The organism is Mesorhizobium sp. M0676, from assembly GCF_040320535.1.
GTDB lineage: Bacteria > Pseudomonadota > Alphaproteobacteria > Rhizobiales > Rhizobiaceae > Mesorhizobium.
The window spans coordinates 93,314-114,667 of the sequence record NZ_JAMYPU010000020.1; the positions used below are offsets into that span (position 1 = coordinate 93,314).

Genomic DNA, 21,354 nt, shown 5'->3' on the forward strand with positions numbered 1-21,354 from the left:
GGTACGGTCTACTTCTTGGGAAGATACTGGTCGGGCATCGGCGAGCCGGGGAACCACTTTTCATAAAGCGTCTTCCAGGTGCCGTCCTGCATGGCCGCGTGAAGGGCGGTGTTCAGCGCATTGCGGAGCTTGTCGTTGCCCTTGCGCAGGACAAAGCCGGCCGGCGCGTCAAAGGAAGGAATATTGACCGCGATCTTCAGGTTCGGGTAGCGAAGGCCATAGTCCTTGGCGGCCTCGTAATCGAGGAAGTGGGCATCCACGGTTCCGTTGTTAAGCGCCGAAACGGCGGAGTTGTTGTCGGGGAATTTGACGAGATCGGTTCCGACAAAATTCTTCGCCGCGTAGATTTCCTGGAGCGTGCCTTGTACGACGCCGAGACGTTTGCCCTTGAGCCCGTCCGCCGCCGTGATCGCCTTGTCGGCGGTAAGCACGGAGAGATAGCCTGCGATATACCCGTCGGAAAAGTCGACGGTCTTCTTGCGTGCTTCCGTCGTGCCGATTGCCGCGACCGCGACATCGAAGCGCTCGTTTGCAACCGAAGGCATCAGCGCCGAGAATTCCTGGCCGGTGAAGATCACCTGGTCGGGCTTGAAGCCAAGGCGGCTCGCGACGTTGCGGAACAATTCGATGTCGAAGCCGGTGAACGACCCATCGGCCTGGGTGAAAGCGTAGGGTTTGGCATCGCCCATGGTTCCGACGCTAATGACCTTCGCATCAATAAGGCCATAGGGATTGTCATCCGCGGCGGCCGCTCCTGAAACCAGCCCGGCGCCGAGGCACATCGCCATAAGAGCCATTGCGCCGGTTCTGACCGGGCACATCAACGACTTGAGAATTTCTTTGCTGCTCATGTCTTTCTCCACTCTGAAGGTCTGTTCTTCTTGGTATTTCCGTCGAGCCGCCATCTGGCGCCCCGACATGCCCTTGCCGAAATCACGGTCCGTCACGCCTCTCGGCTCCACTCCTTCTAAAGAGACCGGTCTCATATTGTATGAGACCGGTCTCTTTGTTAATCGTTATCGCCACGTTGACCTCCCGTCAACAACTCTTGTAGTCGTCATCCGATGAAAAGAACCGCCCCCAAGACCCCGTCGATAACGGTCAGCGACGTCGCCCGTGCGGCCAATGTTTCGAAAGCGACAGCCGCGCGCGTGCTCGGCGGATACGGCGTCGTCAGCGACATGATCCGCGCGGAAGTCATGGCCGCGGCCAAGGCCTTGGACTATCGTGCGAACGAGCTCGCCCGCAGCATGACGACCGGCCGCTCCGGCATCATCGGCGTGGTTGTCGGCGACATCGAGAACCCGTTCTTCAGCCTCGCGGTACGCGGCATCAGCGACGCGGCAAAGGCAGCCGGGTTCAACGTCATCCTGGCCAATTCCGGCGAGAAGATCGAGGCGGAAAAGGCGGCCGTGAAACTGCTCATCGGCAAGCGCGTCGACGGGCTGATCGTCACGCCGTCGGAATCGCGCGACATCGCGCACCTGCGCGATATCCACCGCTCGGGCCGACCGCTTGCCCTGCTGGATAGGGCGCTGGCAGATCTGGATGTCGATACGGTCACGACCGACGATCGCGGCATCGCCATGCTGGCGACCCGCTTTCTAGCCGATGCCGGCCACCGCAACATCGCCTATGTGACCGCGGTCGACGCCGAAGGGCACGAGTACCGCGATCTCGGGCAGATCTACACCTCGTCGGTCCGTGAGCGCATCGACGGTTTCCTCACCGTGTGCCGAGAGGCCGGACTTGATCGGCCAGAACGCTTTGTTCGCCTTGGCGCGACAAGCCCCACCGAAACGCGCAGGGTTGCCGGCGAGATGCTGTCGGCGCCGGATCGGCCGACGGCGATCCTCGCCTCCGACAGCGTCATTGCGCTGGAGATCTTCAAGGTGACCCGCGAGCGCGGCCTGCGGGTTCCCGACGACATTTCGCTCATCACTTTCCATGATGCGGACTGGACGAGCGTCACCACGCCGCCCATCACCGTTATCGACCAGCCCGTCTACGCGCTTGGCAAGAGCGTCGCGGAATTGCTCATCCGGCGATTGAAGGGAGATTCCCGCCCGGCGGAAAAGCTCGTTTTGCCGACCGCCATCATTGCACGCGGATCCGTTGGCCCGCCCTCGAATGGAAAGCCGCAAGTGCGCCAAGCATAGGTGTGACGGCGATACGGCCCACATGAATACGTTAGAACAAGGTCGACGCACTCCGCTTTAAGAATGTACGTCGATCAACCCAGCAAGCACCCTGATCGCAATGCCGCGTCCACCGTCATCGGGACGGCACGTGCCGGCTCATGGTTTGAAGAGCGTGACGATGAGCCAGATGCCCGGCTACTTCTTGGGCCTGCCTGGCTTCAGGGCCGCCAGAAGATTGGTGATCCTGCCCGCCTTTCGGTTGCGGATCTCGGCCTCGTTCTTGCGGCGCATCGCGGCGCGGACAAGCCTGGCGCCGAGATAACGCAAAGGCTCGGGCGGCAGCGACATGCGCCGCTCGATGCCGACCAGACCACTTTCGCTCCAGCGATCCTTTCGCTCGAGCACCAGGCTCGCCAGAATGCGTCCGGCTATCGGCGTCTGCGCGATGCCGGTGCCGTTAAATCCCATGCCGTAGAAGATATTGGGATGATCGCGCAGGTGGTCGAAGACAGGAACGTGTTCAGGCACGCAGTCGATCGGCCCCGACCAGTCATATTCGATCGCCACACCGCGCAGCGAGGGGTAGACCCGGTGCAGCTCTCGCATATTGTCGCGACCGTGCTCCGGGCTGCGGTTGAAGCTGGCGCCGAAATTTCCACTGAAGGCGACGTTGCCGCTGCCACGACCGAAGACCACCCTGCCCCCGATGGTGCGCTGGTAGTAGAGCACCTGGGCCTGGGAATCGCAGATCGAGGCACCGTCGCGCCAGCCGATGCTGTCGAGCAGTTCGGGAACGGCGGCAGTGGCAATCACCTCGCTGCCGACCACATAAAGATGCCGCCGCAGTTCCGGCAGCGCGGAAAGCCAGGCGTTGGCGGCAAGCACGATTTTGTCAGCCCGTACCGCGCCATGCGCCGTGCGCACCGTGCATGTCATGCCGGGTTCGATGGCGAGGACCGGGCTGCGCTCATGGATGATGACGCTGCGTGCCAGTGCCAACTTGCGCAATCCGATGGCAAGTTTGGCGGGATGGACCGTGCCGGCAGTGGTCTCGACCACGCCGACATAGGAGGCCGATGAACCGGTGCGGCGTTGAATGTCCTCGGCTGTCAGCGGGCTGAAACGGTTTTCTCCAACAGCCGCCGTCAAGGCCACGGCGGTCTCCCAAGCGCCTTCCTGCGCAATGGAGCTTGCTGTCCACAACCATCCGTCCAGCCTCAGGTCCATGTCTATGGTGCCGTTTTGCTGCAGCGTCTTCAGCTCCGCGATCGATGCCACCGTGTCGGCGCACAGCAGGCGCGCTTCCTCGAGACCGACGACCGCACTGATCTGGTCGATTTCGGCGAACCATGAATGGACCTGACCGCCGTTGCGCCCCGAGGCCCCCGATCCGCACAGATCGGCTTCAAGGATCACCACCCGCGTTTGCGGCGCAAGTTCAAGGATCCGCAGCGCCGTCCACAGACCGGTATAGCCGCCACCGACGATCACCACGTCGGCGCGCTCGTCGCCTCGCAATGGCTCGGTCGCAGGGGCGGCGGCAATGTCCTGCAGCCAAAACGACCGGTCAGATGCAAGCGCGACCGCAGGCTGCCGCAAACGAATTGTACTCACGCTTGGGCTCCCTGCGCATCGACAATGAAGCTGGCATATTTGGCTGGCAGCCAATCGGGTATCGGACGCGGTCTCTGGGGAAACCCGCCAAGATGGGTGCAGGTCTGCGCCGCCGCGATCGACGCCCTGTGCAATGCCTCCAGGGCGCCGAGGCCGCCGAAATGGAAGCCGGCGAGGAAAGTGGCAATGAAACTGTCGCCGGCGCCACACGTATCCACGACATCGACAAGCGTCGCCGGCGCATGCACGACATTCGTGCCATCGTCGAAGTAGGAGCCGCGTCGACCACAGGTCAAAACTACCTGCCTTGCGCCGGCCGCCCTGAGCGCGCCCAGCGATGGCTCGATGGGAACATCGACATCGTCCGGTCCGGACGCAAACAAAAGCGGGACACCGTCGAGCGGCAGCGCCATATGGGCGGTCGATAGATCGATGCTGAACGGCACATGGTCCGTCACCAATCGTTGAACAAGGTGCTTGTTGGCGTTGGTGCCGAGATGCACCCAGTCGGCCGCGGCGATGACCGCATAATGCGCGGGCGCCGGCATGTAGTTTTCGCCCACACCGAAGGATTCGTGCAGGAACTTCCGGTCGCCGGATTCATCGCGCAGCAAGGTGACGGCCGTATCGCCGGGACGCCGTTCGACGTCGTCCGGAGATAGGCCGGCACCTTGCAGTTCGGCAAGCACCACGTCGCCTTCGGGATCGTTCCCGACGGCGCCGAAATAGCGCGCGGACCAGCCGTTGCGCCGCCATTGCGCCGCGACATTCAAGGCATTGCCGCCCACCGTCATCAAGTTGTTGGTCAAATAGGCATCAAGGCAATTGTCCCCGACCGCGATAAGCTTTTTCGACCTCATGCCGGCACCGTTGCGCGATCGATATACGGCGCGATGGCGCCAAGGCAGCGTGTCCAGGCTTTTACCGGATCGAGCGCGTAGGAGCCGTTGCCGAACGGCTCGAAGGTGAACTTACCGGCATAGCCGAGGCGCGCGAGTTCGCTGACATAGTGGTCGAGCGGCAGCGTGCCCTCCCCCCACACCAGATGCCCGCCTGGCGTGCCGTCGACCAGATGAACATGCGCCAGCCGCGAGCCGAACAGGTCGACATAGCCGGCCACGGTGTCGCCGGCCGTGGCCATGGCGACAGTGTCGAGCACGATATCGATATTGCCGGCGCCCACCTCATCCAGCATTTGGCGCAGGCCTGCCGCATTATTGACGAGGTTGCTCTCGAACCGCTGCAACGGCTCGAGCAGGCAGCGCACCCCGTTTGCGGCGGCGCGCCGGGCGATCTCGCCGATCGAACCGACCGCGCGGTCCCATGCCGGTTGCCGGGGTTCGCTCTCGTAGCCCCGGCCGGGCGTCAGGAAGAGATAGCGGGCGCCAAGCGCCGCGCAGATGTCGGCTGCACGCCAAAACCGCTCGATGCTGTCCTGGCGCAGTGCGGCGTCGCCGGAGGCAATGTTGATTGGATACAACACCTGCTCAGGCGTAAAGCACCAGGCCGACAGCTCGTTGTCGGCGAGTACCCGGCGAACGGATTCGACACGTGCGTCCGTGGCGTGGAACAGGTCCAGATGCTGGGCAATCCCCCACAGCTCGATCTCGCGCAGGCCAAAGCCTCGGATCGTCCTGGCGACCTCATCGAAGGGGAAGTGCTGGAAGCTGAAATTGGCTCCGATCAGCTGATGAGCAGCGAGCTGCGGCATGAAGGCTCCTTTCGGGAATTGTTATTTGCCGATGCCTTCGGCCAAGCCACGGATGAAGTAGCGTTGCGCGCCAAAGAACACGATCACGATAGGCAGCGCCGAGATCGTCATGGCCGCGAACACCACGGCATAGTTGGTCCCGTGGGTTGCCATGATCGACGTCAGTCCGACCGGCAGCGTCTGCACATCCGAGCCGCTCGTGAAGATCATGGCGAAGAGATATTCGTTCCAGGCGAACAGGACGTGCAGGATGACGCAGGAAATGATGATCGGCCGGCACAGCGGCAAGGTGATGCGCCAGAAGATCTGACCCTCGCTGGCGCCATCCATCGTCGCCGCCTCGTCGATGTCTTCAGGCAGATCCAGCATGTAGGCGCGGATGAGGAAGGTGGTGAACGGCACACGGAACGCCGTGTAGAGAATGATCAGCGCCCAGTAGGTGTTGTAGAGACCGAGCGCCTGCAACATCTTCACCAGTGGAATGATCGCCACCGTGGGGCTCAGCATCAAGCCGCCCAGAACGATGGCGATAACCAGCGGCTTTGCCGGCATCTTGGTGCGGGTCAGGCCGAAAGCCGTCCAGGCGCTGATCAGCACGGTGCATATGGCCGAAGCGACGGTCACCAGCACCGAGACTGTCACGTAGCCACGCACGCCCTGGTTCCACGCTTGCACGTAATTGTTCCACGACCAATGGGTGGGCAGGGCGAAGGGATCGCCGAAGATCTGCGCATTGTCCTTGAAGCCGCTCAGCGCCATCCAGATCAGCGGATAGATGACGACGACACCAAGGCAGACCAGGAATGAATAGAGCAACGTCCTGGCGATGACCGACCACACATTGACGTGCCGGCTGCGACCGGCTGCGACCATCGCACTCATAGCTGCACCCGGCGGCGCTTGGTGTACCAGAGCTGTGCCGCACCTGTGAGCATGGTCAACATGAAGATGACGGCGGCGATCGCCGCGCCATAGCCGAAATTGTCCTCGATGAAGGCCTTCTGGTAGAGCCACGTGCCCAGCACCTGGCTGCTGTTGTTGGGCCCGCCTGCGGTCATCACCATGACCTCGTTGAACACCTGGAACGCGCCCGTGATGGTGACGATGATCATCAACCCCGTCATTTCCCGGGTCAGCGGAAAGGTGATGCTCCACAGGCGGCGAAGAGGACCCGCGCCGTCGATCGTTGCGGCATCGTAGAGGTCGCGCGGGATCTTCTGGATGGCGATGGCGAACAGCAGCGTCGAATAGCCAAAACCCTGCCATTGGCTCATGGCGATGATGGCATAGATGGCGGTGTGCTCATTGCCGAGCCAAGGCATGACGAGCTGGCTCAGTCCAACACGGCTGAGCGCGGCATCCAGCAAGCCGATCTGCGGCTGGTAGATGAAATAAAACAGCAGGCCGGTCACCGTGATCGAGATTGCCGACGGCACGAAATAGACGGCGCGCCACAGCCGGCGCCAGCTTTCGCTTTTCAGGTCCTCGATAATGGCCGCCAGCAGGAACGCGCCGAAGACCTGGAAGATGACGGAGATGAGAGCGTAGAGGCAGTTGTTCCACAGCGCCAGCAGCACGACCGGGTCATGCAGCAGCCGGTCGTAGTTGGCGAGGCCGACATTGGTGACCTCGCCGGTGTAGATGTCCTGGTCGGTGGTGCTGACGATGAAATTGTCGACGATCGGATAATAGACGAACCAGCCGATGAGGATGAGCGCGATCGCCGCCCATCGCAACGACAACAGGTTGGCGAAGCAGGCCCGCCGGCTCTTTGGCCGTTGCGGCCTGGCGACGCCGATGTCGGCGCCGCTGTCCACTGTGTCCGAGGCCCTTGCCATGCTCGCCTGCTTTATTTGGCCGCGGATGCGGCTTTGCGCACCTCGTCCATCACTTGCTCGGGAGTCATCGAGCCGCCCGCCAGCGCCTGCAGGCTGGACAGCCAGACGGCGGCGACGCGCGGTGGGTTGGCCGTATCCAGCCAGGGCATGAGGTATGAGGCGGCGTTGATATCCTTGAGGCCATCGACCACAGCCGCGCTCATGTTCGATTCCGAGGCGCCGCCGATGGTGGCGCTCGGCTGGCCATAGGGTGGCGCAGACAAGACCTGCGCATTTTCCTTCGAGGTCACGAACTTCATGAAATCGATCGCCAGCGGGATGTTCTTCGATGCCGCATTGATCATGTAGCCCTCCGGCGCGCCCTCGATCGACTTGGCGTCACCCTTGGCGCCGGCGGGCACCGGCAGCCGGAAGAATCCGAAATCGGCGGGCTTTAACGCCGACTCCGGCGTGGCGGCCTGATCGAACTCGATGATTTCCTGGTAGTACATGGCCGACTGGGCGTTGGTGAAGGCCTGGAGAGCCGAGGCATAGGATGTGCCGTTGACGCCGGCGCCATCGGTGCAGCGCTCGACAAGCTGGCTGAACTGCTTGAGTGCTGCGACATAGCCTGGATCGCTGTATTGGGCGGTGGCCGGATCGAAGTCGCGTTCCAGCGTTGCCTGCGGCACGTTGTAGGCGAGCAGCTGGCCTGCAAAGTGGATCGCCGGCCAAGCCTCCTTGTTGCCGAAGGAGATCGGTGTCACGCCGGATTTGCGGATGGCGTCGCAGCTGGTCAGCAAGTCCTCGAAAGTGGCGGGTGCCTTGAGGCTGAGCTTGGCGAAGATCTGCTTGTTGTAGCCCATGAACTTGGCATCCTGGTAAAGCGGAATGCCATAGAACTTGCCGTTGTACTGGAACGCCTTGACGGCGGCTGGAGACAGCGACTTGCCCCACTCGGTATCGGCAGCAATGACGGGCGTGAGATCAACGGCGCGATTGCCGCGCACGAAATTGCCACCCCAGCTGCCTGTCCAGGAGAAATAGATATCGGGCAGCGAGTTGGAAGCGACCAGCGTCTTGGTCTTGCCCTTCACGCTGTCGTCGCTCTCCTGGATAAGTTCGACCTTCACATCCGGATGGAGCTTCTCATAGGCCTGTGCCAGGTTGACGAAATAGGGCGACAGCTGTTGCAGCCCGAACTTGGTCAGGACCGAAAGCGTGCCGGTGTATTCCACCTTGGCGTTTGGGTCGGCCGTGACAGCCGGCGAAGCGGCGGAACTGCCGCTTATCGACAACCCCAATGATGATACCGCGGCCACCGTGACCGCCACGACTTGCAGCGAACGTTTCATGGATAGCTCCTTCAGAGGTAAGAGGGGATCAATATTCCACGCGTTTGTAGTAGCGACGGGTGGTCAGCGGGTGGTTGCGCAGCACCTCGAGATGGGCGCTCAGCCGCTCGAGCAAGGTGGCGAGCAGAACCGGCGAGATCATGCCGCGGACCTTTGCGGAGATGCCCGGCAACTTGACCGAGGCCGCGTCCAGCGTGCGAACGCGGTCCGTGTAGCGCCTGGCGAAGTTCTCGACCCGGTCGGCCAGGGGCCGAAGGGCATCTTCGCCCTTGAACACGAAAACGCTGACGCCCGGCTCGACCAACTCGAGCGTACCGTGGAAGAAGTCGGCGGCGTGCACCGGGCGGGTGCGAATCCACTGCATCTCTTCGAGGATGCACATGCCGTAATAGTGTGCCTCCGGCCACACCGAGCCGGCGCCGGTGAAGATGTGATAGGTATCGTCCTTGATTGTCTGGGCCAGTTCGGCCGCCCTGTCCTCAAAGGCAGCCTTGGCGTCGGCAAGCAGATCCGGCAGCAGTTTGAGTTCGGCGACAGTGCCATCAAAATCATCATATTCGCCGCGCTCTTCCAGCAGGGCCAGGACGATCAGCAGCGTCTGCAGGTAGAAGGATTCCGACGAGGTGTCGTCTTCGGCGAAGTTCGTGAAATTGTGGTCAGCCTCCCGTGCGATTGGCGTATCCGAATGGCCGGTGAGCGAAATCGTGCGCACACCACGTTTTTTCAGAAAGGCCATGAGCTCGACGCCTTCCTTGGTCGTGCCCGACAAGGACGGGATGACCACCACGGCCTTGCTGTCGAGACCGGCGGGCGGATCGATCACGACCTGCGCCGGATAGGCACCGCTCACCGGGAAGGTAGAACAGCGCTGCGCCAACTCGATCGCGGGCAAGGTTAGAAGCTGCACGCCGCCGGTGCCCATGAAAAACAGCCGCTCGACGCCATCTGCCAGCAGTGTGCGCATGAGTGAGCGAACCTCACCTGCGACGGCGACGGCCCCGCTTTGGATCTTCACGAAGCGGTCCCTATCGAAGTTCAGCATGACGTTTTCCTTGTATTTCGCATGTGACAGGCCTCTAGCCCGCCTTAGGCGTCGGTGGGCCGTCTAGCTCGTTTTTCCGATGTGAGATCGATCTCACAAGCAATAATGGGCACGCAATTTCGCCAATGGCAAGTCCTTTAGACGAAATTCTCCGAAATCGAGGGGTTTGCTCTTTAGCGCACAGCGCGCCGGGCAACCGATCCGCGTACGATCAAGCGGGTCTGAAATCGGGTACGGCGCGGTGCAACCTTTTTGCCGGCAAGCCGCTCCAGCAGATATCTGGCGGCGAGCGGTCCGATCTCGGAGATGGGTTGCGCCACGACCGTTATCTGCGGATCGGTGAACGTGGCGAGGTTGAAGTCATCGAAGCCAACCACCGACACATCATGCGGAATCGAGAGCCCCATTGAACGCAGGCCAAGAAGCGCGCCTTGCGTCATGAGGCTGTCCACCGTGAACAGTGCGGTCGGGCGATTGCGCCGGCTGAACAGGCGGATCGTGGCTTCGATGGCGTGCTCGACGGTCGAGCGCGATACGCCGATGAGCGCTTCATCGATTGCGATCCCATGCGAGTGGAGCGAGTTTTGGTAGCCAGCCAAGCGTTCCTGTGCCGTAAAGATGCGTGACTCGTCGCGCAAAAGACCGATCCGGTGGTGACCGTTGCCAACTAGATAGTCCACTGCCTCGCGTGCCCCGCCCTCGTTGTCGACGACGACGCTGTCGCATTGCAGGTCCTTTACCACGCGGTCGATGAGCACGATCGGTGCGCCTTCGCGGGCCAGTTGCACAATATGCTGGCTGTCGGTTGCAGACGTTGGGGCAAGGATGAAGCCGCGAATGCTGAGCGAGCGAAGGCTCTCAAGCAGTTCTTTCTCCTGTTCTACATTCTCCTCGCTGCTGGCAATCAGAAGATTGTGGCGGTGCTTGCGCAGTTCCACCTCTATGTCGTGCGCGATTCGGGCGAAGAACGGATTCTGGATATCGCCGGGCACGAAGCCTATGATCGGCAATTGTCCGCTGCGCAGCGCCTGCGCGACGAGGTTGGCCCGATAGCCCAGCCTTTCGGCTGCCTCAACCACGCGGAGCGCCGTCTCGTCGCCAACGTAACCATAGCTGTTGAGCGCCCGGGCGGCCGTGGCGCGCGACACCTTAGCCGCTGCGGCAACGTCCTTTAGTGTGATTCCTTTCTGGGCCACAGGTAACCGTCCTTCTTGGATCTGAACATTGCGTCAGATCATTCTCGGCTCGTCTTGCCGGCATCGTTGTGCGGCATATCGGACGATTCTCAAACTGCGAACATAGCTTTCGCAACTCCTTGCCACCTAATCGAGATACGCGCGCTGTTTGGCTATCTGGAAATTTGATCCACGAATGCACCTACATGTTGTGCAGTCAGTTCATTGCCTTGCACTGCCAGCATGCGGCAATGAGTTCACGCCATGGTCCAGGCGGCCTCCCTGGCATCGATCATAACACCGATGGAGACGACTAGCCTTGCCGCCAAACTCGTCCAGCGATTGGAGGCGAGCTTTCAAAAAGGTCGAGCTAGACTCTCAAGGCCCGCTGTACAAAGAGCCACAGGCTAGGGGACTCTGAGCAAATCGGAAATCTGGGTCGCTTGCTCTGAACCGTGCGCGTCATGCTGCTAACCGGTTTTGATCCTCCAAGGCTCCGCATGGGCAATAGCGACGAAAATGCTGTCGAGCAGATCCTTGTCGCGGAAGGAACTTGCCAAGCAAAGACACGTCGGCCAAGTACGCAAACAACGCCCGGCACTCTTGCGATAGCCGCGGAATATGCGGAAGGTTCAGCGCGTTACGTCAGATTGGCGTGTTTTCGGCGGCGTTTGAGTGGGCCTGAATCATTCCCACTCGATTGTTTATACAGCCTATAACCATTGAACGACTGTCAGTGTTTTCCATCAAAGCAAAAAAGTCCGCCACCAGAACCGTCAAAAAATTACCCTTTTGATTTAAAGGAAAAATCGGCGCAAAAAATATTTTGAGGTTTCACCAACTATCGGGATCAATCGGACGATTTTTTGCAGTTTGTGGCGTTCGACAGCCGCGCCAAACACTTTTCGAAATTACCGTCACTGCTCCAGGTGCATTTGCGCGTTTCAAAATCAATGGCTATGGTAGGCCCGGAGGGCGAATGAAAATCGTTGATTTTGTTGAGTTCTTCGTGGGCCAAAATCTGAAAGCTTCCCGTATGCTCCCGCGACCCCGAACTGCCGACCATAGCTGACCTCGTTTTCCAAACCTTGGGAGACCAGGTCCAGAACGTCGGAAATTGGGGCCGGTTGCAGATCGGCAGCTGTGGCAACAGCCGCGCGACCAGCTGACGGTCTAGCGTCTCGATATGGCCGATGAGACTTGGGAAGTACGAACATGCGGCAGCTTGCAGGCAGTTGTAATCCGTGGAACGGATTTACGAGTCGACGCGCCGGATTAGGACGGGCTCACTTGCCTCGAAGTTCATCCTGTTGCCAACCAATTGCCATGTGGGCTCGCAGATGAATATGCGCCCCAGAAATAGTCAGGCTATCTGAGCAGATTGGTTGTAAGTTGCCACTGCGGTCCCTTCCCGGGGAGCATTCTCCTTTGCCTGCGCGAACCCGGATGGCTGTTGCCAGAAACCGCACCTGAGTATCTTTATGTGCTATTTTTGCTACATTCCTTAGATTTATGGCTTGAACTCAGCGTTTTACCGGTCACTAAATCAATAAGCGCTCACATATTTTGTAAATTTGTGAACAATCACGCTTGAGTTGTAGCGCCCGGGGATAAGGGCGCGGGGAAACGTTGGGATGGGCAAAATGAAAACAATAGTTATGCCGGCCATTGGCAAGCGCCTTGGCCTGCTGACGACGGTCGCCATATTGAGCTGTGGGAATGCTCACGCGCTCACTCTCCAGGAGGCGATGGCGGTTGCGGTGGAGTCCAACCCCGAAATTGGCCAAGCGATCGAAAACCGCGAAGCAATCGAATTCGAGCTGCGCCAAGCGAAGGGACTCTATCTTCCCAGCGTCGATGTCGAGGCGTCGGCAGGGGTTCGTCGTCTCGACAATTCCTCCCGGCGTTCGCTGTCCATAGAGGATGACGCGCTCTATCCGGCGGAAGCCGATGTCGTTGTCACGCAGACGCTTTATGACAGCGGGGCCAGGCGGGCGGAACTGAACCGTCAGGCGTCGCGGGTCGACGGCGCATCGTTCCGGGTGCTGGAACGGTCTGAATTCATTGGACTGTCTGTCGTCCAGGACTATCTCGAATACATGCTGCAGGCTTCGATCGTTTCAGAAGCGAAGAAGAATCTGGGCTTTCACCAGGCAATCCTCGGCGACATCCGGCAAGGTATTGCAGGCGGCGCGTTGAACGAGGCTGATCGCCAGCAGGCCGAGGAGCGGCTGTTCGCTGCCAAGGCACGTATGCAGGAGGCGACCGAAGAACTGGAGGCTTCCAAGATACGGTTCTTCAAGACGGTCGGTAAGCCGCTGACCAACGCGTCAAGGCCAGGCGATGTCTCGAGCGCGCTGCCAAGGTCGCTCGACGACGCGCTAGGGCTGGCGCGACAGAACAATCCGCGCGTCCACATGGCCAACAGCGATATCGACGCCGCCGCCTCCCTGGTGGATGCGGCGCGGGCGAAATTCGGGCCCTCCGTCATCGCCGAAGGCCGCGCCCGCGGCGGCTATGACATCGACGGCGACGATGGCGACGCCAGCGACCTGCAGGCACGGCTGGTGCTGCGCTGGAACCTCTATCGCGGCGGCATCGACAAAGCCAACGAGCAAGAGCAGGTTCGCCGCACCAGCGAGCAGCGCCTTGTGCTGCACCAGGTTCTGCGCGAGATCGAGGAGGCCGTCCGTACGTCGTGGGATCGCCGCTTCCGGCAGGCCGATCTGGCAAAGACATTGAAGCTTCAGGCTGCCGCCAACGAAAGGCTGGTGGCGTCCTATCGCGAGCAGTTCAAGGTCGGACAGCGCTCGCTGCTCGATGTGCTCGACGCGCAGAACACGCGGTTCAACACAGCTACGCTTGCCGACACCGCATCCTACGCGTCGCTTTTCGCGCAGTACCGGCTGCTGGCGGCAACCGGGCAGTTGCTGAAGACCATGAATCTTCAGCCGGCAAAACAGGCCACCGCCTATGCCAAGGCCGAGTTCAATGCACCTGAAACGGCCGACACCGAAACCTATGCGCGCACGCCGTCGGAGCAGACGAACGATCTGCCTTTCGACATCCTCGCACCGGTAAGAAAGAAGTAGGAAGGTCAAGGACGAACGATAGTCCTGCGGGCCGATCGTGAACCCACAACCCAAAATCCTCTCCCCAAAAGAGGCGTTCAAGGCCTGCTTCTCCGCTGTTGCCGGGTACCTCGGCAGGCCGAGTTCCGAGACCGTGCTGTTTGCCGGCGTGCCGCTGTCAGACACCCGCATCGATATCGACGCCATCCGGCATCTTGCCGAACGCATCGGTCTTGAAATCACGGAATTCAGCCATCGCGACTTTCTTCGCGGACGCATCGACCTTCCCGCCATTCTGTTTCGCGTCAGCCAGTTGCCTGTAGCGCTGCTTGCCCAGACCGAGGACGGTGGATTTACGACCGCTCCCCAGGAAGACGGGCGCACGACAATTAGCAAATCCGAGTTTTCCGGAAGTTATATTAGTGGCGGCGTTTCCTTCTCGATAACCTATGCCAACGCAGTAGAGGCGATGAGCGTCGGTTCGGCGGCCAAGATCGAGCGGCGTCATTGGCTGACCGGCACGATGGGGCCGTTCTGGCGCACCTATTCGAAGGTCATCCTGTCGGCGGTATTCATCAATCTGCTGGCTCTTGCCTCACCGATCTTCACCATGAACGTCTACGACAGGATCTTGCCGAACAAGGCGATATCGACGCTCTGGGTGCTGTCGATCGGGATCGGCGCGGTCATTCTGTTCGACCTGCTCTTGAAGACCGCCAGAGCGTCACTGATCGACTATGCCGGGCGCAAGGCCGATCTTCGCATCTCCTATATGCTTTTCGAGAAGGTGCTGAACTCGTCCTTGTCGGCAAGGCCCGGCTCAACCGGCGAATATGCAAATCGGGTGACCCAGTACGAGTTCGTGCGCGAGTTTTTCACGTCGAACACCATCAGCGTCTTCATCGACACAGCCTTCGTCTTCGTCTTTCTTCTTGTCATCTATGCGATAGGCGGTTGGCTGGTCGTCATACCGGCCATTGCCTTTGTCGCCTCGGTGATCGTCGGGCTGATCACGCAACGGCGCATCGGCAAACGCGTTGCCGCTTCCATGAACGAGGCTTCGCAGCGCCAGGCCCTGCTGGTGGAATCCATCTCCACGCTGGAAACGATCAAATCGCTGCGGGCAGAGGCGTACCTTCTGCGAAAATGGGCGGAGCATTCCAAGAACGCATCCAACACGTCCGAGAAGATCAAACAGCTTTCGGCTGCCGCCGGCAACATAACGCAAGCCATCCAGCAGATGGTCACCGTCGCTTTGATCGTGGCCGGCGCCTATGCCTTTTCGGAAGGGCATGTCTCGACCGGCGCCATCATCGGCACCGTCATGCTGGCGGGCCGGGCGGTGGCCCCGCTTGGGCAGATTGCGATCACCTTGTCCAGACTTCGCCAGGCGATGCTGTCCCTGCGAATGGTGAATTCGATCATGGCGCAGCCTGAGGATCGGCCGGACACGGTTGGTTTCGTCAACCGCCCCATTCGCAACGGTGCAATGGCATTCAGGAATGTCGGCTTTGTCTACCCGGGTTCCGAAAACGAAGTGCTGACCGGCCTGAATTTCTCGGTGAAGCCCGGTGAGCGGATTGGCATCATCGGCCGCATAGGCTCGGGAAAGACGACCATGGGGAGGCTGATCGGCAGGCTTTTCCTGCCGACCTCCGGCGAGCTGCTGCTGGACGGGATCGACATCCGCCAATACCACCCATCTGAGGTTCGCGCCGCGGTCGGGATCGTCGCGCAAGCCAACGATCTGTTTTCGGGCACCATCAAGGAAAATCTTCTGATGGCGTGCCCGGAGGCGACCGATGAGCAGATCGTCGAGGCGGCCAAGGCTGCCGGCGTCGACGACTTCGTCTCCCGCCATCCGCGAGGCTACGACATGAATGTCGGCGAGCGCGGCACCAATCTCTCGGGCGGTCAGAGGCAGACAATGGCAATTGCCCGCCTGTTGCTGACCAAACCGAAAATCGTGTTCCTGGACGAGCCGTCCGGCTCGATGGACCTGGCTTCCGAGCGCCAGCTGATCAAGCAGCTCAAAGTGGCCTTCGATCGCAACACGACCCTGATCGTATCGACGCACCGCTTCAGCATGCTCGAGCTGGCCGACCGCCTGATTGTCATCGAGCAGGGCAAGATCGTTGCCGATGGACCGAAAGACCAAGTGATACAGGCGCTGCAGAAAACAAGCGCCTGACGAACAGAATTATGCGTGAATACAGCACGTTGGGACGTGGTAAATGCTAGCCAGGGAAGATCGTCCGCCGCTTTTTGCGTCGGCTTCGATATTCATTATCGGAGCGCTTTTTGCGAGTTCGGTAGCCTGGGCATCCTTCGCCGAGGTCGATGAAATCGCACGCGGCGACGGCAAGATCATACCGGCGTCGAAGACCCAGATCATCCAGGCCAGCGAGCCGGGCGTGGTTCAGGAAATCGCCGTGACGATCGGTCAGGTCGTCAAGAAGAATGACCTCATCATTCGTCTCGACAACACCTTCAACACTTCCAGCCTTGGCGAGCAGCAGGCCAAGGCGCGGGCGCTGCAGACGCGCATTGCGCGGCTCCAATTCGAACAGACCGGCAGCCTCGAGGGCGCGTTTCCCTGTCCGTCCGAGATCCAGAAGGTGGCGCCGGAAATCTGCGACAACGAGCAGAAGCTGCTAATCGCGCGGCGCGACAACTTCGAAGTCAAACTGTCGGTTCTAAAGTCGCGGCTCGATCAGCGTGAGAAGGAACTCGACGAAGCCAACGCCAATGCCGATCGCCTCACCAAGAACCTGGCCGTCAGCGACCAGGAGGCGAAGCTGGTCGAAGCGATGGTCAAGAAAGGCCTGATGGCGCGAACCGAGCAGCTCCGCGTCGAGCGCGAGCAGACCGAGCTCAATGGTCAGCTGACGCTTGCCGGAGAGACCATCAAGAAAGCCAGGTCTGCCATCACGGAAGCCAAGCTTCAGGTCGACGAACTTGGCCTGCAGCTGCAACAGGAAGCGCTCAGCGATCTGACGCAGGCGCTGGCCGATCTCTCGGTGGTGGACGAGACGATACGCGGTGCCACCGACAAGGTGGCGCGTACCGATATCCGTTCGCCTGTCGATGGTATCGTCAACACGCTTGACATCAACACGGTCGGCGCCTTCGTCCAGCCCGGCGCGGTCGTCGCGGGTATCGTGCCGACGTCCGAGACCCTGCTGGTCGAAGCCCGGGTCTCACCGCGGGACGTCGCCTTCATCCGGCCGGGCCAGGATGCCCTGATCAAGGTGACCGCCTATGACTTCTCGATCTTCGGCGGCATCGAAGGCAAGGTGTCGAACATCACTGCCGACAGCCTTGTCGACCAGAAGACCGGCGAACCGTACTATCAGGTGCGTGTCGCCACCGACAAATCGACCCTGACACGCGACGGCAAGACCTATTCGATCATCCCCGGCATGATCTGTTCGGTCGACATCAAGACCGGACGCAAAACGATTCTCACCTACCTTCTGAAACCAATCAACAAGGCGCGGGAGGAGGCAATGAGTGAGCGATAGTGCGATCTCCCGCCCGGTCGATCGCGACCGGCTGCTGCCACCGCTGGCGAGTGAGGATTTCGGTCTCGAGTTCCGGGTTGTGGCGCGTGGCGGCACGCGCCGCGGCATTCGTCTGGAGAGGGCGTTCTGGACTTCGCTGAAGCAGATGGCGGAAAGCCGCAAATGCACGATCGGCACACTGATCGAGGAAATTGCAGAGAGCCACGCCAACGCCGGAAACCTGACATCGGCAATTCGCGTAGCCTGCATGCGTGGATTGGCCGACCAAAACCTCACCTTGCAGAGGCTCGCGTCGATCAAGACCATCAGCGCCATTCTCGTCGCCTGTCCCTCGCCGGCCTTTGCCCTGGCATCGTCGAAGAAGATCCTGACCTTCAATGCGCCGTTCCAGCAACTGGTGCGGCGGCAATTGCCGGTGGCGCCGAACGAGGACGCGCGCCAGGATCTCAAGCTGGCGCTGGACCTCAATGTCGCCGACATATTCGCTAGGCTCGACGCCAATGGCGAGACGCCGGTCGCGACCGGTTTCGTCATAGGCGCCGGCGACCGCCGCTACCGCGGTCAACTGAGCGCGGTGCGGGCGCCGGTGGTCGAGCCGGAACTGCTGATGGCGTTCGTCTTCGGCGGCTAGAGCAATTCCGGGAAAAGTGTGAGCGGTTTCCGTGGAAAATTGCGTCAAACAAGAGATAGAGCGCTCAAGACTCTCTGATGGGAGCTTACGGCTGCACACCTTCACCAGGCGCGACCGTCGAAAGGCCGCCCTTGATATCGGCTATTTGAGCAGAACCGGTCTTCGCGCCATGGATCCACGCGCGATCGGTGCTGAACGAATACAGCGGCACGTAGGTCGGCAGGTCTGTGTCGCGGGAAACTACATTGCTCAAACTGTCGAGAATGAAGACGCCGCTGCCGGTGCTGACCGACAGCACGGCATGAAAGAAACCGCGCTTGCGATCCTGCAAGACGACCAGCGACATGCTCTGCGCCGGGATGCCTGCATGCAGCAGCGCGGCCATCTTGAGGATGGCGAAATCCTCGCAGTCCCCTGCCCGCCGCTCAAGGATTTCCCGGGGCTTGGCCCAGTAGTCGAGCTTGCCGTAAACCACGCTGTCCTTCTTGTAGGCGATGGCGCGATTTATACTTGAGTTGACGAAGGACAACTTGTCGATGAAGCGCTTGTTCCCGGCTGCCTTGACTATCTCGGCAAAGGCGCTGTTCTTGCGTTCGCACGCGCTGCTCGCGGTACAGTCGACAATTGCCTTGTAGACCGGCGCCCAGCGCGCCGAAACCGGGAAATTGCGCATCGACAGGGCAACAGAACCGAACACGCCGGGAATGATCGCCGCCGTCTGGATCAGGTCGATCCCGGCGGCGGGCGGCGCGATCGAAGAACCACGCTTTTCATCAACGGCAACAGAGCTGCTGAAAATCATGCCGATCCGGTAGGCTGAAACCGGCTGCCATGGCTGCGGCCGAGCCAGCGAAACGCCGCCGAGACTGGAAGGGGTTTCGACCGCCGCCAGAACTCCAGCGGCAGCGCCGGCATTCACGGTAATTGCTTTCGCGGATGATGGCTGCGGCAGGCTTGTGATCGCCATTGCCAGCAGGATGAGCCTGAGCCCGGTTATTCCCAGGGCAGATTTTTCTTTTTTCATAACGCCCACCTCTTGACTGTGGACGGTACCAATCTTGTCTCAAATTACTGGAAAGGAAGGTGGATAAGTTTCCTTCAATCGGGAATACCTATTTTGTGTAAAACTTTATTCAAACTTATACTTCTGTTTACCAATCCAGCTCAGCCGGCGGATATAAACGAAGCGCGGCGCGGTCAATGTATATCAGATTATATCTTCCGGGTTTACCACACGTAAAAAATGCCGAGACTTGCATACCGGGATATATGAAATTGATTGCGGGACAGTTGCAAAGCAGAAGTCGTCACTGTCTCTATCCGGGAAATGCCGGAGGGGTTTGGCGATGACGACCAGTAACGATTTGGATACCGTCTCGAATTCTTGGGACGAGCACTCTTCACATGAACATGGCGGCTCGCCATCGCAGGCAGGCATCCAGGTAGCGCAGGCCGCTCAGGCGGCGCCTGCCGAGCCGGTGCCGGTCGATGTCGGCAGTGGCGCACCCGTTCAGCCGGCAGCACCCGCGGAGGCGAAAGCGCCGGCGGCAGCCGCGCCGCATGAATACGTGGCCGACGCCAGCAACATCGTGAAGCTTCCGGCGGACGTCTCCATCGACAACATCAAGGTCGACGGCCACAATCTGTTGCTGGAACAGGCCGACGGTTCAGTCATCCTCATCAAGGATGGCGCGCTCAACGTGCCGACCTTCATCATCGGTGATGTCGAAGTTCCGCGCGTGGCCTTGCTGGCCGCTCTTGAAGCGAGCCACGTCGATGTCGCCTTCGGTGCCGATGGTTCGATATCGGCCGGCCCGGGCGGTTCGAACCCAAGCGCCGGCGCAGACTTCTCGGTTCCCCCCGGTGGCATCGGCGACGGGTTCGGTCTTTCGGCGCTGTTGCCGCCCACGGCTCTGGCGTTCGGCCAGCCGGATAACCGCGAGCTGTTTCCGAGCCTGCGGCCGGATTCCACACCGACCATCCTCGACCTGACGCCTTCCGTCAATGGCGGTGACACCATCGTCAATGAAAAGGGCCTGCCGGCAAGCTCGGGGTCGGAAGGCTCGGGCGAGGCGCAAGATCCTGCTCCCAATACCGACCAATCCGAGGTCAATACCGGCACCTTCACCATCACATCGCCCGACGGTGTCGGCTCGCTGACCATCGCCGGCCAGGTGATTTCGGGCGCTGCCCTTGCCAACAGCGCATCGACGCCGATCGACATCACCACGCCGCTCGGCAACACGCTGACCGTCAACGGCTACGACGCCAGCACGGGCCAGGTGAGCTACAGCTACACGCTCGTCCATAGTGCGACTCACCCCGACGCGGGGATCGATTCCATCTTCGACGACATGACAGTGACGGTCACCGACTCTGACGGAGATGTCTCCCTTCCGGGTACGCTGTCCGTCCAGATCACCGACGACGTGCCGACGGCGCTTGCCGATACTGACAGCGTCGCGGCCGGCCAGTACTCGGCCGGCGGCAACGTGATCACGGCTGCCGGCACCACCACCGTGGTGCCCGGCGTCGACGTGCTCGGCGCCGACGGCGCCTCGGTAGCCGGCGTGGCCCCCGGGACCGGCGGCAATCTGAACGACGCCACGACCGTCAACGCCGTCATCCACGGCACCTATGGCGACCTGGTGCTGCAGTCGAACGGCGACTACACGTATACCCGCAATGCCGGCTCGCCTGGCGGCGTCAACGACACCTTCACCTACACGCTCAAGGACGGCGACGGCGACCTGTCGCACACGACCTTGACCATCCACATCGACGACAGCGGCGTGACGACGACGGTTCCGGCGGCAGGTGCTGCCGGGGCACTGGTCTCGGAAGTCGGCCTGCCCCCGCACGACGGCCTGCCGGCGGGCTCGGGCGAGAGCGCCGACGGCCTGCCCAACAACAACTCCAACACCTCCGAGACGACGGCGGGTTCGATCACCTATACGGCGCCGGACGGTCCGGCGACGGTGACCATCGGCGGCGTCGCGGTGACTGCGGTCAACCAGACCTTTGCCGGCAGCTTCGGCACGCTCACCATCACCAGCATCGCCAACGGCACGGTCGGCTACTCCTACACGCTGACCACCAACACCTCCGGCGACACCACCCATGACGACTTCGCCGTCGTCGTCACCGACCAGGACGGCGATCACAACGACAAGACGCTGGTCATCAACATCACCGACGACGTGCCGACGGCGCTTGCCGATACTGACAGCGTCGCGGCCGGCCAGTACTCGGCCGGCGGCAACGTGATCACGG

At 60.9% G+C, this 21,354-nt stretch carries 15 protein-coding genes and 1 pseudogene; 6 read left to right on the top strand and 10 right to left on the bottom strand.

Annotated elements, in window-relative coordinates; genetic code table 11:
* Window positions 1–8: 8 nt before the first annotated feature.
* Window positions 9–851, bottom strand: a complete 843-nt coding sequence (locus NKI35_RS21680; protein ID WP_023732310.1) for an ABC transporter substrate-binding protein — start codon at window positions 849–851, stop codon at window positions 9–11.
* 213 nt (window positions 852–1,064) lie between these two features.
* On the opposite strand from NKI35_RS21680, the gene NKI35_RS21685 reads away from it, so the two are divergent.
* Window positions 1,065–2,159 (top strand): LacI family DNA-binding transcriptional regulator, encoded by a 1,095-nt coding sequence (locus tag NKI35_RS21685; protein ID WP_352654952.1) that lies wholly within the window; start codon window positions 1,065–1,067, stop codon window positions 2,157–2,159.
* Between the two features lie 177 nt (window positions 2,160–2,336).
* Here the strand turns inward: NKI35_RS21685 and NKI35_RS21690 are convergent, their stop codons facing one another.
* The 8 genes from NKI35_RS21690 to NKI35_RS21725 all read right to left on the bottom strand — a co-directional run bounded on the left by NKI35_RS21690 (window position 2,337) and on the right by NKI35_RS21725 (window position 10,876).
* Entirely contained in the window at window positions 2,337–3,809 is a 1,473-nt protein-coding gene (locus NKI35_RS21690) for an NAD(P)/FAD-dependent oxidoreductase (protein ID WP_352627022.1), read from the bottom strand.
* Window positions 3,752–4,615 carry a PfkB family carbohydrate kinase gene (locus NKI35_RS21695; protein ID WP_023686873.1) on the bottom strand — a complete coding sequence of 288 codons (864 nt, stop codon included), beginning with the start codon at window positions 4,613–4,615 and terminating at the stop codon, window positions 3,752–3,754. Before NKI35_RS21695 ends, NKI35_RS21690 begins: the two co-directional genes overlap by 58 nt.
* Window positions 4,612–5,466, bottom strand: coding sequence for a sugar phosphate isomerase/epimerase family protein (locus NKI35_RS21700; protein ID WP_023686872.1), 855 nt, complete (start codon window positions 5,464–5,466; stop codon window positions 4,612–4,614). The genes NKI35_RS21695 and NKI35_RS21700 overlap by 4 nt, the downstream gene beginning before the upstream one ends.
* A gap of 21 nt (window positions 5,467–5,487) precedes the next feature.
* A complete protein-coding gene (locus tag NKI35_RS21705; RefSeq protein ID WP_023686871.1) occupies window positions 5,488–6,348 on the bottom strand; it encodes a carbohydrate ABC transporter permease in 861 nt (286 codons plus the stop codon).
* Window positions 6,345–7,304: a carbohydrate ABC transporter permease gene (locus tag NKI35_RS21710; RefSeq protein ID WP_023682778.1), complete on the bottom strand. Its 960-nt coding sequence runs from the start codon at window positions 7,302–7,304 to the stop codon at window positions 6,345–6,347. Before NKI35_RS21710 ends, NKI35_RS21705 begins: the two co-directional genes overlap by 4 nt.
* A gap of 11 nt (window positions 7,305–7,315) precedes the next feature.
* Window positions 7,316–8,638 (bottom strand): ABC transporter substrate-binding protein, encoded by a 1,323-nt coding sequence (locus NKI35_RS21715; protein ID WP_023686870.1) that lies wholly within the window; start codon window positions 8,636–8,638, stop codon window positions 7,316–7,318.
* A gap of 28 nt (window positions 8,639–8,666) precedes the next feature.
* Window positions 8,667–9,680, bottom strand: a complete 1,014-nt coding sequence (locus NKI35_RS21720) for an SIS domain-containing protein (protein WP_023686869.1) — start codon at window positions 9,678–9,680, stop codon at window positions 8,667–8,669.
* A 173-nt stretch (window positions 9,681–9,853) separates the two neighbouring features.
* The gene (locus tag NKI35_RS21725) at window positions 9,854–10,876 is read right to left on the bottom strand and encodes a LacI family DNA-binding transcriptional regulator (protein WP_023686868.1); all 1,023 of its coding nucleotides are present in this window, start codon (window positions 10,874–10,876) and stop codon (window positions 9,854–9,856) included.
* A gap of 1,622 nt (window positions 10,877–12,498) precedes the next feature.
* Here NKI35_RS21725 and NKI35_RS21730 point away from each other — a divergent pair.
* Genes NKI35_RS21730 through NKI35_RS21745 form a run of 4 tightly spaced genes read left to right on the top strand, consistent with a single transcriptional unit; the run spans window position 12,499 to window position 18,081 of the window.
* The gene (locus NKI35_RS21730; RefSeq protein ID WP_023704343.1) at window positions 12,499–13,947 is read left to right on the top strand and encodes a TolC family protein; all 1,449 of its coding nucleotides are present in this window, start codon (window positions 12,499–12,501) and stop codon (window positions 13,945–13,947) included.
* A 37-nt stretch (window positions 13,948–13,984) separates the two neighbouring features.
* Entirely contained in the window at window positions 13,985–16,117 is a 2,133-nt protein-coding gene (locus NKI35_RS21735) for a type I secretion system permease/ATPase (RefSeq protein ID WP_023691465.1), read from the top strand.
* Between the two features lie 43 nt (window positions 16,118–16,160).
* Window positions 16,161–17,450: an HlyD family type I secretion periplasmic adaptor subunit gene (locus NKI35_RS21740; RefSeq protein WP_023667951.1), complete on the top strand. Its 1,290-nt coding sequence runs from the start codon at window positions 16,161–16,163 to the stop codon at window positions 17,448–17,450.
* Entirely contained in the window at window positions 17,440–18,081 is a 642-nt protein-coding gene (locus NKI35_RS21745) for a ribbon-helix-helix domain-containing protein (RefSeq protein ID WP_023667950.1), read from the top strand. The genes NKI35_RS21740 and NKI35_RS21745 overlap by 11 nt, the downstream gene beginning before the upstream one ends.
* Window positions 18,082–18,166: 85 nt before the next feature.
* On the opposite strand, the gene NKI35_RS21750 is transcribed toward NKI35_RS21745, so the two are convergent.
* Window positions 18,167–19,105, bottom strand: a complete 939-nt coding sequence (locus tag NKI35_RS21750) for a transglutaminase-like cysteine peptidase (RefSeq protein ID WP_023687774.1) — start codon at window positions 19,103–19,105, stop codon at window positions 18,167–18,169.
* A gap of 322 nt (window positions 19,106–19,427) precedes the next feature.
* On the opposite strand from NKI35_RS21750, the pseudogene NKI35_RS21755 reads away from it, so the two are divergent.
* A pseudogene (locus tag NKI35_RS21755) lies at window positions 19,428–21,354 on the top strand (hypothetical protein); the annotation flags it as partial.

Coding starts and splice junctions, on each gene's coding strand:
- NKI35_RS21680 (WP_023732310.1), bottom strand. CDS start 851: ATGAGCAGCAAAGAAATTCTCAAGTCGTTGATGTGCCCGGTCAGAACC.
- NKI35_RS21685 (WP_352654952.1), top strand. CDS start 1,065: ATGAAAAGAACCGCCCCCAAGACCCCGTCGATAACGGTCAGCGACGTC.
- NKI35_RS21695 (WP_023686873.1), bottom strand. CDS start 4,615: ATGAGGTCGAAAAAGCTTATCGCGGTCGGGGACAATTGCCTTGATGCC.
- NKI35_RS21700 (WP_023686872.1), bottom strand. CDS start 5,466: ATGCCGCAGCTCGCTGCTCATCAGCTGATCGGAGCCAATTTCAGCTTC.
- NKI35_RS21705 (WP_023686871.1), bottom strand. CDS start 6,348: ATGAGTGCGATGGTCGCAGCCGGTCGCAGCCGGCACGTCAATGTGTGG.
- NKI35_RS21710 (WP_023682778.1), bottom strand. CDS start 7,304: ATGGCAAGGGCCTCGGACACAGTGGACAGCGGCGCCGACATCGGCGTC.
- NKI35_RS21715 (WP_023686870.1), bottom strand. CDS start 8,638: ATGAAACGTTCGCTGCAAGTCGTGGCGGTCACGGTGGCCGCGGTATCA.
- NKI35_RS21720 (WP_023686869.1), bottom strand. CDS start 9,680: ATGCTGAACTTCGATAGGGACCGCTTCGTGAAGATCCAAAGCGGGGCC.
- NKI35_RS21730 (WP_023704343.1), top strand. CDS start 12,499: ATGAAAACAATAGTTATGCCGGCCATTGGCAAGCGCCTTGGCCTGCTG.
- NKI35_RS21740 (WP_023667951.1), top strand. CDS start 16,161: ATGCTAGCCAGGGAAGATCGTCCGCCGCTTTTTGCGTCGGCTTCGATA.
- NKI35_RS21750 (WP_023687774.1), bottom strand. CDS start 19,105: ATGAAAAAAGAAAAATCTGCCCTGGGAATAACCGGGCTCAGGCTCATC.